Genomic DNA, 12,772 nt, shown 5'->3' with positions numbered 1-12,772 from the left:
CTCATAGATTTGTATGACTTGTTTCTACGTGCTTCTCTTTAAGTAAAACAACTTCTAAAAACTGAGAATCGCTATATTCCAGGCATTCAGTTCCTCGTAGGCTTCCCGAAGCCAAGGATGAATGACCTTAAGTGAGTCTTTTCTTTCCCACAAATATTGAATATAGCAAAATGCCGCTTGAGGCAGAGAAATCTCCAATGCCTCCTTCAATTGCTTCAGGGATGGAGGTTCGCCCACCTGATCCCAGACTATTTTATCTGCTACAAACAATACCTGATCCAGCTGTGTAGAATGGGATCTCAAGGTCGTATGACAACCCACTGCCTCCAGTATTTCTAAATCATTAATTTGAAAAATACGTTCCGCCATCAACCTAGAGAGCTTCTGATGAATAATCATCGGGAAAGCTTCTTCCTCGGACAAAATCTTAATATCTAGCTCTCTAGCTGCATTTATTCTTTGGTTATTTGGAAAAACCGCACTGATGTCATGCAGCCAGCCTGCAATCTCCGCCTGGTCTTGGTTAGCGCCAACTATTCCGGCTACTCGGTGTGACTCTGCTCCAACTTCCATACAATGCTCCGCTGTCTTCGGGCAATGATTGGAGAGCAGGAATTGATATACATCTGATCTTAAATCTCCTGTCATTGTCATGTTTAAGGTAAGCTTCTCAAGAATAGAGTCCATTACTGCATCCTCCCTGTACTCCTTTTCCTAACTTTTCTTCGAAGTCATGTGTCTATATACTGTAAGTACCTTTAGGAAAGGATGAAATATAAGTTGAAGACAAACAAGAAGTGGTTTGTACTGTCGAGTAGTCTTGTTCTGGTGCTGGCGCTTGGTATTTGGTACGTGTTAAGTTCTCATATTTTGCTAGGATGGTCATCTCCATCTAAGCAACAGGAATATTACACAGGTACTATTGTTGAAATAGTTAAGGAAAATTCTATAATTGATGGTGATAAAGTACTTCATTCTATAAAGCTCGACACCGGAGATGTGCTAACAGTAACCAAAAATACTATGTTCTTTGAACAAATAAGTGATGTCAAACGAACAGAATCCGATTTTAATGTAATACAAGAAGGTATTGTAGTCGAAGCATGGAGCAGACAAGTCAATAATCATATGTTTGAAGCATTTGAAATAACAGCGATCTCACCATTCAACAAAATCGGTTATCGAACTCAAGATCATCTTTACTCTTTAAGTTTATGAATTGATCCGGTTCTGAATCTTGGATTTATATTTTTGCCTAATCGACTTTATTACTAGCAGTAAGCTATAAATTGCAGCAATTTCTATTCTTTGGTTACCGTCAAATGCCTGTCTTCCCGGAATGAATAATACCAATAACACGGTCAGCCAGGCAGATCGATTCAATAATCGGAAATGGATATACATCGTGAGATCTCACCATCCTTCACAGAAATTACTTTTCAAGGGACATCTTTCCAATGAACTGGTAATACCTGCTCGGTTGTAATTTTAAAATTTTCAAAGTCGAGGTCCGCATCAATGATTTGATGCTTGTTCATCCCTTCCGTGTTTACATTAAACTGACCTTCAATATACACGGAAGCTTCCGACTCTATCGTTTCATTCAGCTCAACACGGATGCCTTGACCTTCTAATAAATCCATTGCCGCTTTCGACAGTACCGGTTCAATAGATGAAACATTGACGGGCTCCTCGCTCCAGTTCCATAAATGAAAATTATAGGATACGACGGTTTCGTCAGCTCCTCCGCCGAACATAAGAAGGAAGGATCTGACTTCAAGACCTTCCTTCTCTTGTTCACTTGCAAAGGAACAGCCGGTAATGATTGAACCAAGTAGTAACAAAATTAGAGCAAATATTATTCCTCTCTGTCTCATTTATCCCCCTTGCTCTTCACTTGCATGTGAATTCTTCGCTGTTCCTCCAGCTTTAATTTGATTTGATTAATGTACGAATCCAGCACTTGAATCCGGCGAAAGCTAACGAAATGAATACACTGAAGCAGCACATAAAGTACGGTGAGCAAGTCCCCGTTTCCCCTTAGCTTCTCACTGCTGGAATGTACTAGCTTTTCCATATCCGCCTGCCTCCTACATTACTTTATCTCTCGGTCATGAATGACGCCGAACATGCCGGTCATGCCTTGATGCACATTTAATCCATATTTCTGATAAAAGCTTTCTTTGCCCTGAGCTGAAAATAGACCTACAAATGCCTTCTCAGCCGCATGGGCACTTAAATATTGCTGAATCGCCCTCATGATCAGCTGGCCCAGCCCCTTGCTCTGATGCTCAGGCTTCACGACAATATCCTGTATGTAGAAATACATAATACCATCGCCCACGATTCTCCCCATGCCTACGGCCTCTCCTCTATATTCAATAACAACGCCATAGCAGGAATGTTCCAATGATTGTTCAGCTGCATCAAAATTCATCACCTCTTCCCAGCCCACTGAACTGCATAGCTCTATATACTCCTTCACGCTCGGCATTCTGTCGATCGTTTGATATTCAGGTTCGGACATTGTTGTTCTCCTATTCGTTATCTTGTTGTCTGATCACATGTCTTAATTCGAATCTTTGTAAAGAATAGCCTTCACTGCAAATCTTGGCAAGATCAGCTGCCGTTTCCATCTTGAAGGCTGGTTCATGAGTCTGTACATCCACTCCAGATTCAGCTTCTGCCAGATGCGCGGCGCTCTTTTTACTTTTCCGGCAATAATATCAAGCGTGCCTCCAACGCCGATCGCGATCCGTGCATTCAGTTGATCTCTGTGCTTATCGATCCACTCTTCGGCATAGGGCGCTCCGAGAGCGACAACAAGCACATCAGGGCTTGCGCTGCTGATCTCCTCTAAGATACGGCCTTCCTCAGAAGGATGGAAGAAACCATGATGTCTCCCTTTGATAATGGCACCGGGATAGGCTGTTCGTATGTTCGTTTCCGCTGCTCGGCTGGTCTCTTCATCCGCACCTAGGAGATAGAAGGACCACTTCTTCTGATCCCCCGCAGCAAGAAGATGATAGAGAAGATCACAGCCCGTTACCCGCTCAGGTAGCGGATCTCTTTTTACCCGGGATACCATAACGATTCCTGCACCATCCGCAGTTAGCAGCCCTGCCCGATCTACAATTTGACGAAGCCCAGCCTGATGCTGACAGGACATTGCGATCTCCGGATTCAAGGTAACGACGTGAAAAAGCTCTTCTTTCTGCTTCTCTATGACTTCGCTCAAGATTTGAACCGTTTCTGTCATCGTGATCTTTGGAACCGGAATGCCCATAATTTTCGAATAGTTCTCCGTGATGATAACCTCACTTCTATACTATATATTCATCGTTCATATTCATCGTTCGCTGTTTCATTTAGTCCTAATGCGTTCTCGTATATCTGCACTAACTCTAGTAGGTTCCTGATAGATTTGTAAGGCTTATGTTCGATATGTTAGCATCGGCCTCGGGAAAATACATCGTAAGGAACTTCGAGATATAGTCCTCAATGGAAGCTTGTCGATCGGATAATGTATCGTCCAGGTCAAAATTCAGTGCTCTTACCGGCACATAGATCCCTCACCTTCTTTATTCCAATGGGTAAAAAAAGACCCGGCCTTCAGATAGCTTCTATCTTGGGCCGGGCCTCGGAAGTCATTACGAGCTCACTGAAAGCCCATCGTTCCATTATTATACAATTATTGAATACGGCTTGGAAACCTAAACTCGTCAGGATATCCCTATTATTTCTTTGAGTTCAATCAATTTCACAACTTATCAAATGGTAGGTTTAATAAAATATCCAATCTCAACCGCATGATCTATCAGCTTATTAAAGTACGCCGCGTCTGGCTCTGCACACTGCACCCCGGTGCCTTCAAGGAACTCCATCGTCTGCGGACAAGTGTACCGGAACATGGAATTCTTCGCCCCATCCCCTTCCAGCTGAGCTATCGCGAGTTCAACTCCTGCCGAATCCTTCGGTTCGTTTGGATTAAGCAGCCAGCCTTCAAACTCTTTCAAGTCCATTAGCGTGATGTCATAGCCAGCGTCCGTAAAGTACTCAACCATGCGCTCGTATGGAATCGTAACCGGATTACATATGTGAAAGACTCTTCCTACGGTCCCATCCTGAAGCGCAAGCGCCGTAACGGCTTGTCCTGCGTAGTCGATCGGAGTCATATCCACTTCCCATCTGACCCGAGGTGCTCTTCTGAGCAGAAGCATCGCCTTCAGCATTCGGTAAAAAGCGTTGTTATCAATATTGTTCTGGAATACTCCATTATCCGATCGACAGGATAAATTGCCTACCCGATAAACATTCACCGGTATCCCTTCTTCGCCCGCCTGAATGACCAGCTTCTCCGCTTCAAGCTTGCTGTTCGTATATACATTCTCGACAGATGAAGTCATGTAGCCTGTGCCTTGAACAATGTCAGCCCATTGTCCATTCTCAGCGAGCTCTTCCGGAATACCAAGTGTAGAAATAAAGTGGAACCGGATGCCGCTTCCTTCTCTTGCCAGAGACAGCAGACGATTGGTGCTCTCTACATTCACATTGGCGAAATGCTCGGCATCTCCAAAGTGTCTCACATCGGCACCGCAGTGGATGATAGAATCAATCTGCTTAGCCACAAGCATTTGGTCTGCCTCATTCATTCCCAGGTTCTCCTTCTCCAGATCACCTTCCAATACGACAACCCGGTTCTCGATCCATTCCGCAGATTCACTGCCAAAGTAGCCCTGCATGATTTGAACCAAACGTGAATATGGATCCACCCCCGAAGAAGAACGAACCAGACAATACACGATGGCATCTGAACGATGAAGCAGCTCTGCCAGTAAATGAGAACCCAAATATCCGGTTGCTCCTGTCAGCAGAATGTTTTTCTGTGCATAGCTCTTCGTACTGAAGTGATCTGCAGTACCAATGACCGCCGGATGTTCCGCTAAATCCTCAACCGGGCGATTGACGATAGCCGCATCCTTGTCTTCCTTCTCAATCACCTTGCCAAGCTCCTCAATCCGCTCGGCCATTTTCGCAATGGTTGGATACTGGAAGAAGTCATTGATCTTGAGCAATGGATAGCTTGGCTTCAGCAGAACCAAAATCTCAAGAATCTTGAGGGAATACCCGCCAATTTCAAAGAAATCATCATGAATGCTGATTCTCTGCTGATCCAGCACCTGTTCCCAGGCCGCCGCAACGGCTTGCTGAGTCTCATTCTCCGGTGCCACATATACTGCAGCATCCTCATCTGCCATGAGTTCATAGGCTGCGAGTTGTTTACGGTCGATCTTGCCTGTAGGAGACAACGGCATGTCCACTACATGCTGCATATACGTAGGAACCATATACCCTGGAACCTTCTTGCTAAGATATTGAACAAGATCCTTTTTAGGTATGACAGCACCATCGTTCGTTGTATAAAATGCAGCTAATATCTTCGAACCGTCCTCCGTAACAGGAATCACAGCAATGTCCTTTATATTCTCGTGCTTGGCAAAACTATCTTCAATCTCGCCAATCTCGATTCGGAATCCTCTGATCTTAATCTGCGAATCTCGTCTTCCTCTATATTCAACCTGTCCATTCGGCAGCAGCCTCACCAAATCTCCGGAGCGATAAAATTTCTTCCCTGAACCCGGTCTGATCGGATCTGAGATGAATGCTTCCTTCGTCTTCTCCGGCTGGTTCAAGTAACCTTTAGCTACACCAACCGAGCTGATGAGCAGCTCTCCTGTAACTCCAATCGGACATAGTTCATTATTGCCGTCCACAATATACAGCTCGTAGTTGGCAAGCGGAGTTCCGATCACAATGGTAGAGACATCCTCAGACACTTGGTAGTCCACCTTATGTCCTGTAGCAACCACAGTAATTTCAGTTGGACCATATAGATTCGTTACAGGGATCTGCAGCTTCTTCTGGAACATTCTTACCGTTTCACCCGTCAGTGCTTCTCCACCGACGGTAATACTCTTAATCTTCTGAAACTTCATTCCCGCATCTTCGGGCAGATAAGCGGCAAGCCGGTTAAAGAATACGGTTGGCAAAATGGCAATACGGGTCGCTTCTAACTGCTCGACGGCTTCTGTAAAAGCATCGATAGAGAATCGCTCTTCATCGGATAACAAATGCAGCCTGGCACCGCTCCCGATTGAACCGAATATATCATACACGGAGGCATCGAAGCTGAAGGTAGAGTATTGCAGTATTACGTCCTCTTCCGTCAAGCCAAGATCCTGCTTGGTAGCCATCGCCAAATTGACAACACCTTTATGTGCAATAAGTGCTCCCTTCGGCTTGCCTGTTGATCCCGAAGTGTAAATGACATAGGCCAGATCATCCTCTTCGATGCGGATCGCTGGAGCTTTCTCAGAGTATGACTCGTCAAGCTGATCCAGGCAGACGATCTCTGGTCTATGCTCAAATCCGGCAAGCAGTGAGTCCAGCTTCTGAATATAGCTGCTCTCTGTTAGAATCACCTTCGATTTCGTATCTTCAATGATATATGCATTTCGCTCCTCCGGATGGGTCGGATCAAGCGGAATATAAGCTCCTCCAGCTTTCATTACACCTAGCAGGCTTATAATGGTCTCTAAGCTTCGCTCCATAAAGAGGGATACAAATTCTCCTTTACGTATTCCCTTCTCCAAGAGCATGTTTGAAATTTTGCTAGACAACAGATCAAGCTCTTGATACGTAAGCTGATCTGCATTCGCGGACAAGGCTGTCCGGTCTGGAAACTGCGCTGCTATTGAAGAAAACATGGACACGATCGTCGCTTGCTCAGGGAGATCCATCTTCGTGTCATTCAAATCATCGTAGGCATTCCAGTCATCATCAGTCAGAATAGGCAGACTGGAAATGGAAGTATCCATATCTTCAAGCACTCCGCTCATTAGCCGCTCAAAGTGCTGAATGTATCGATGAATTGTATCTTGCTTGAACAGCCGCGAATCATACGATACATGAAGGAGCCAGGAATCTGGTCCCTCCTGCACATCCCAATCTAGTCTGCTGGCTCCATGACGTGGATTGATACCGTATGTCGTTTGATAATTAACCGTATATCCTGCTATATGCTCCATGTCCGCATGGCTCAGCTCTGTCGACTCCATATGTTCAAGCTTATCCCGCACCAGCTCGTAAACACGTCTAAACGAATCTGCTCCACTTATGGAGATACGCAGGGGAAGAAGCTGTTCTCTTCTGTTTTGCACACCAATCAGCATATCATTGTCCTGAGTCATTCGGTGCAGGAATACCGCGTATCCGGCAAGCATCCATGCCTTCATATCATATAGTTCACTGTAACGCTTCAGCATTACGGGCTCGAGGTTCAGTACATGCTCTGTCTGAGCTGCTGCCTGCTTTGCATAGTTCAATGACCCATCTGTATACAAATGAAATCCGGGCAAAGGCAGCTGCAGCTCGTCAGACCAATACTGCTTGCTTTGTTCTAACAACATGGTGGTATTCAACAGATATCAGCTCCCTTTATTTATTGCACTCTAAGTTTGTCTACTAGTGTTTCTAATTCGCTTGCGACCTCGTTCATTTGTTCCGCAGAATCAAAAATCTTGGCAAAAGCAGCCTGCTGCTCTTGAGCACTTCGCTCAATTTGACCGGAGACTGCCGAATTTTTCTCAGCCATATCTGCAAGTGATTTAATCGCAGCCGTAATTTGCTCGGTCTCCGCTACCATCTGCTGTGTAGCTGCAGACACTTCTTGAATTTGGCTTGTGACCGAATCGGTTGAAACCAGGATGCCTTTGAAGATCGAGCCTGTTTCTTTGACGATTTCAATTCCTCTGGCTACATTTTGTTCTCCATCACCAATCGCCTCTACAGCGAGTGCCGTCTCATCCTGAATGTATCCAATCAATTCGGCAATCTGATCTGCTGATTTCTTGGATGCTTCGGACAGCTTCTTCACTTCATCCGCTACAACTGCAAATCCACGTCCCTCTTCACCGGCTCTTGCCGCTTCAATACTTGCATTCAGAGACAACAGGTTCGTCTGAGAAGCAAGCTCTGTAATCACTTGAACGATCTGGCCAATTTCGCCGGAACGCATCTGCAGCTTCTCAATAATATCGACCGAGTTCTTAACCGAACGATTAATTGAGTTCATCTGCTCAATGACCTGATCCACATTCTGATGTCCAACCTCGGATTGCTCCTTCATCTGCAAGGAGATCTCGGACAGCTCGGAAGTATTCCCTGCAATTGTAGTTACACCCGATGAGATCTCTTCGAGCGAAATGACACTCTCCGATATCGACACACTTTGCTTCGCGACACTATCGGACATTTCTTCAATATTTTTCGTAATATCTACGGTATTTTCATTGTTAACTTCAACGGCATTGAACAAGAATTTGGATTGCTCCGCTGATTGCTCAGATACTTTCTTAATTGTAGTAACCAGACTATTGATGTTACTAGCCGTAGTGTTGAATTTCTCGTTGACTTGTCCAAGCTCATCATCACTAGTTCTCAGCTGTACGGTAAAGTCGCCCTTACTCAGCTTATCTAGTGCTCCCATCAGCTCTTTGATTGGCTTGAAGGTCTGTCTAATTGTGATGTATTGCAGTGCCAGAACGACAACTAAGGTAATAAGCAGTGCAAGAAGTGTATAAGTCAGCAGCTCCTGCTTGCCCGTTGCAATCAGACTTGCGTCCACATCAATTCCCATATATGCAAACACTTCGCCAGCTCCATTCACAAATGGATACAGTACCGTAATCCATGTACCGTAATCATCGTTGTAAGCTGCGGTGTAGGCTATTTCCTTGGTTTCGAGCATCTCCTTCACGCCGTCTGCATGAATTTGAGGCTGAGCATACATATCACCCAGGTTCATATCTTCTGCAGCAAAAATCTCCAGAACAGCGGTTGGCAAGGCGATAATTGATGTTTGCGTGCCGCCTTCCAGCTCCGGTCCAAAGATATATCCTTGTGCTACGTTTGGATGTGTCTTGGATAACTCATCGAATACACTTGTGATTTGCTGTTGGATTGGAGAATTCGGATCCGGATTATTTTTCGCTGCTTCCGCATCTTCCACAGATATCTGGCTTCCCAGAGCCTCCATTAATTTTCCGGAATCCGATTGAAGCTGTTTGGTTAATACATTGCCTTGAATAAATTGACTACAGCCAATGACGACAGCACCTGTAATAATGATATAGAAGCTTGTTAATATCATATTTCTAGTAACAATGCTCAGGTTTTTGAAGCTCCACTTTTTTAACTTACTCATGTCTGACATCTCTCTCCCTACTCATCCATATGTAGTTTCTACTTCATCTTGAATCGCATGTTAAACCTTCCATCCTTGATTCTTGGCTCATTCTTCCTCCTTTCTTGCACGGATCGCTTAGTAAACAAAAAAATGAACCTATGGACAAAATAAGGCCATGGCTCATTCAAGCAACTGGCTGACATTTCCTTACGGAAGTAGTCCCTCTAGCTTTGCGTCACTGCTTTTCAACAGCTTTGCCACGTATTCAATTTACAGATAGTACTTAAGAACTACCTAAGCTTACCACAACTAAAAGTAAACTAGTGTTCACTTTTTCTAATCGGTTTTTTTCACTGTTTTTTTAATACTATAAGACTATATTTCACTTGAAATCTCGATAAAAATTATAAATGATTGTCGAATCATGTTTAGTTAAACGGATGGGGTCCTGATTAATAGATTGCTATTTACAATCATACTCATGCATATAGATTGTCCGCTTATTTCACTTTAGCGAAAGAGGAGTTACTCCTTCTCATACAAGTTAATCTTCCAGCCATTGTCCCAGTGGAGCAGCTTCTTATGTGAATATCCGGCCGCTGCATAGTACTGATTCAGCCTGTCATTCTCTGCCATGCAGTCCAGCCTAATCTGTTTCATTCCTTTACTCCGTATGTAATCCTCGGCCCACAACAGCAGCTCTCTGCCTATTCCTTGACCCGCATGTGATCTGCTGACAGCAAACTTGTGGATGTATCCAGACGATTCTGAATCATCTAGCTCTCCCCAGACAACTGGGTCAGACCAGCAAATGTACAGTGTTCCTACGATGATACCTTCCCTTTTTGCCACAAATAGTTCTAATTCACGATCCATAATCAATTGTTCGGTCATCGCGAGGTTAAATTCATCAGGATGCCACTGGTTGATTCCTTTGGCCTGGATCCAGCTGGCAGCTCCTTTCCACAGATCCAATATTTCTGAATTGTCCGATAATCTTGCAGGGAACACTTCAAGCATTTGCCCTATCCTCACTTTCTGCATTAGTTAATAATAAAGCTCTGAATTCTCTTGCCTTGTTCGTATCTGACCGTAATACTCTCGCTTACTGCCTCAGAGAGTAGTACCCGATTCCAGAACAGTATAGCTGGAAAGTTATTTTGTAATTGATTCAATTCCCATTTCCCTTTAGCTGAAAAGAGGACAGCTCTGGCTGCCTGAGTTCCGATTCCGGATCTTCTAAATTTACGAAGGATAAAAAAGTGAGCAAGTTTATAGCTCCGATCATCCTCCAATTGCTTTACAAGTACAAAGCCTGCAATCTCTCCATTGGCCTTGATCAGATAAGCATTATAGTCCTCATGATTCTCCCAATATTTATTGAGATCCGATAATATGGGATAAGTACCTTGTTCACTAATTTGCTCGTTTGTAAACTCAGTAAAATCATATATATAGAACTGCACTAAATTCTTTATTACTGGTTTATCTGCCGTCAGTGCCTGTAATACTTCTACTTTCACATTTGTTTCGGGTCTAGCTGCTTTGTTCAATAGATTATCAATCTGTTTAGGCAGTGCCTTTACCATCTTATATCTTCCAGGCACCGGCTTATATCCCAGCAGGTCTCGATTGATGTGAAGCATGGGATGGTTCAGAGAGTCATTATTCGTTCGCAAGTACTTGATGTTCAACTGCTCCGCAAGCTTTACAGCACTCATTTTTAATGCGAATCCAATCCCTCTGCCTCGGTACGCTTTATCTACTCCTGTATATTCGTGGTACATGCTCTGCGTGGAAGACTGATGCAGTATATGCGCTACTCCAACGAATCGATCTTCATCCAGGGCGATCAGAACATACTCGGGCCTTGCGCCGGGCAGCTCCAAAGTCCACTTCTTCCATTCACTAAAATCAAAATAATCTCCGCTAATTCCCGGAATATCTCTGCTCGTTACTTTATACAGCTCATACAGCTTCCGTTCCGCATCGGACTCTTCCATCTCGGATAAAGGTTTGATAACAATAGAGGACTGGGGTGGTGAATACATCGATCCCAAGCTATCATTCGGCAGCTCCAAGACAGATTCAAACAGATGTCTTTCTTGTTCAAATCCACGATGTTCGGCAAATACAATGGAGGAAGCATCATTATCGTTCACTTCATAATTCAGCTTGCTTGCTCCATTCAGGACAGCCCAATTCTCAAGCTCTTTGTACAGTGCTCGGCCAATGCCTTGCTTGCGGTAATCCGGATGAACGGCCAGAAGATGATTCAGCTCTCCTGCCTCGGTCCAAGGTGCTCTCCAGGATATACCATAGCCTACAATCTCGCCCTTCTCATTCACTGCTACCAGGCGATACCGGTCGAATCCGGCAAGCAGCCCGTCCTCATTGATCCATAGTGATCCGGTATCAGGAATCTTAGCATCCTCATCAGCCAGATTCTCTGCAGTTGTTGGTTCAGAGAAGACATAGCCCAGAATCTCCGCGATCGAAGCATAATCGTCTGGAGTCCTGATTTTACGAATGATATAGCTCATCGTTTTCCCCCAATCTCATTTTCATCCGCATAAAAAAGCCCACCGTGTGTTAACTCTTCGGGTGGGTCAGGCTGGCTGCAAATAGCTCAATGACAGAATAAGATATAATCTGCCTGTCACGATATGTAGTTAAAACCGCATCTTCTCTCGAGCTTAGAATACCTCCTTGCAGCATCGCGGTGTTGAAGCCTCTTTCAATTGCTCCGTTATATGTGAAGAGGACACAGTGCTCCGCCGCAAAACCGGAAACGATGACAAGCTCTACACCTTTCTCTTTAAGGATCGATTCAAGCTCTGTCTGCCAAAAGGCGTTGGAATTGACCTTGTTAACGGTGATATCTCCAGCTTCTATATGTATGTCTGATATAAAATCATAAGCTGCATCGTCTGGATGATCTGCACCTTCTATATCCTTGATATGTACGACAACCTGATCATTCACGCGAAGCCGATCGGCTACGTAATTGATATATTCGCAGGCATTGTCCTTATCCTGCGGTTTAACCTGGTTCTTCAGTAATAACTCCTGCATATCCACGATAAGTAAAGCAATCTTCAAATTGTATCCCCCATTCATTTTCAATCCATGTAATTTACTATACTTCATCAGGGTTATTTCGTCTTGGTAGTAAACTTCTATAGCTATTTTACATAGTACATTCTTCAGGCTAAACGCGGTCCTTCTTGTCTCAACATGAAGTGATGATATGTCGTACCTGCTCTACGACCTGCTCCATCGTTATGCAGTACCCAGCTCAAAATGACGTAGTCAAATGTGGAATTCGTAAGATAATTACGAAGCAGATAGGTAACGTTGTCCATGACCATTCGAATGTTCTCCTCACTGAACACCCAAGGATTCATCATCCAGCACCAGTCTCCATCGAGCCAGACGGATTTGTCCAGCGATTTATGGACCTCTTTGCTTATCGTTGTTTTGCCGACACCCATCGTTCCGTTAATAATAATTAATTTCTTCATT

Annotated in this window: 12 protein-coding genes and 1 riboswitch; of the genes, 1 reads left to right on the top strand and 11 read right to left on the bottom strand. The window is 44.3% G+C overall.

Translation table 11 applies throughout. From position 1 onward, the window contains the following. Window positions 1-54 precede the first annotated feature (54 nt). A complete protein-coding gene (locus tag BM415_RS02285) occupies window positions 55-687 on the bottom strand; it encodes an HD domain-containing protein (RefSeq protein ID WP_091154132.1) in 633 nt (210 codons plus the stop codon). 93 nt (window positions 688-780) lie between these two features. Here BM415_RS02285 and BM415_RS02280 point away from each other — a divergent pair, with 93 nt between their 5' ends. After that, window positions 781-1,218 (top strand): hypothetical protein, encoded by a 438-nt coding sequence (locus BM415_RS02280; RefSeq protein WP_091154129.1) that lies wholly within the window; start codon window positions 781-783, stop codon window positions 1,216-1,218. Window positions 1,219-1,439: 221 nt separating this feature from the next. On the opposite strand, the gene BM415_RS02270 is transcribed toward BM415_RS02280, so the two are convergent. The 10 genes from BM415_RS02270 to BM415_RS02225 all read right to left on the bottom strand — a co-directional run bounded on the left by BM415_RS02270 (window position 1,440) and on the right by BM415_RS02225 (window position 12,771). Next, window positions 1,440-1,877: a hypothetical protein gene (locus tag BM415_RS02270; RefSeq protein ID WP_091154125.1), complete on the bottom strand. Its 438-nt coding sequence runs from the start codon at window positions 1,875-1,877 to the stop codon at window positions 1,440-1,442. Further along, a complete protein-coding gene (locus BM415_RS02265; RefSeq protein ID WP_091154122.1) occupies window positions 1,874-2,077 on the bottom strand; it encodes a hypothetical protein in 204 nt (67 codons plus the stop codon). Before BM415_RS02265 ends, BM415_RS02270 begins: the two co-directional genes overlap by 4 nt. An 18-nt stretch (window positions 2,078-2,095) precedes the next feature. After that, a complete protein-coding gene (locus BM415_RS02260) occupies window positions 2,096-2,527 on the bottom strand; it encodes a GNAT family N-acetyltransferase (RefSeq protein WP_091154120.1) in 432 nt (143 codons plus the stop codon). A gap of 42 nt (window positions 2,528-2,569) precedes the next feature. Beyond that, window positions 2,570-3,286: a WecB/TagA/CpsF family glycosyltransferase gene (locus BM415_RS02255; RefSeq protein ID WP_091154118.1), complete on the bottom strand. Its 717-nt coding sequence runs from the start codon at window positions 3,284-3,286 to the stop codon at window positions 2,570-2,572. 484 nt (window positions 3,287-3,770) lie between these two features. Continuing rightward, on the bottom strand, window positions 3,771-7,481 hold the full coding sequence (locus BM415_RS02250; RefSeq protein ID WP_244533118.1) for a non-ribosomal peptide synthetase family protein: 3,711 nt from the start codon (window positions 7,479-7,481) through the stop codon (window positions 3,771-3,773). Window positions 7,482-7,501: 20 nt separating this feature from the next. Next, the gene (locus tag BM415_RS02245) at window positions 7,502-9,265 is read right to left on the bottom strand and encodes a methyl-accepting chemotaxis protein (RefSeq protein WP_091154116.1); all 1,764 of its coding nucleotides are present in this window, start codon (window positions 9,263-9,265) and stop codon (window positions 7,502-7,504) included. A 166-nt stretch (window positions 9,266-9,431) separates the two neighbouring features. Beyond that, a riboswitch (cyclic di-GMP riboswitch) is annotated at window positions 9,432-9,516 on the bottom strand. A gap of 256 nt (window positions 9,517-9,772) precedes the next feature. Further along, a complete protein-coding gene (locus BM415_RS02240) occupies window positions 9,773-10,267 on the bottom strand; it encodes a GNAT family N-acetyltransferase (RefSeq protein ID WP_244533117.1) in 495 nt (164 codons plus the stop codon). Window positions 10,268-10,290: 23 nt separating this feature from the next. Continuing rightward, window positions 10,291-11,790: a GNAT family N-acetyltransferase gene (locus BM415_RS02235; RefSeq protein ID WP_170862341.1), complete on the bottom strand. Its 1,500-nt coding sequence runs from the start codon at window positions 11,788-11,790 to the stop codon at window positions 10,291-10,293. A gap of 49 nt (window positions 11,791-11,839) precedes the next feature. Then, complete coding sequence (locus BM415_RS02230; RefSeq protein WP_091154111.1) at window positions 11,840-12,349, bottom strand: cysteine hydrolase family protein; 510 nt, start codon at window positions 12,347-12,349, stop codon at window positions 11,840-11,842. A 104-nt stretch (window positions 12,350-12,453) separates the two neighbouring features. Beyond that, complete coding sequence (locus BM415_RS02225; protein WP_091154109.1) at window positions 12,454-12,771, bottom strand: AAA family ATPase; 318 nt, start codon at window positions 12,769-12,771, stop codon at window positions 12,454-12,456. Window position 12,772: the final 1 nt, after the last annotated feature.

Origin of the sequence: Paenibacillus sp. 453mf (genome assembly GCF_900116105.1) — a bacterium.
Taxonomy (GTDB): domain Bacteria; phylum Bacillota; class Bacilli; order Paenibacillales; family Paenibacillaceae; genus Paenibacillus; species Paenibacillus provencensis.
The sequence above is the reverse complement of the archived record's forward strand: the minus strand, read 5'-3'. Positions and strand labels throughout refer to the sequence as shown.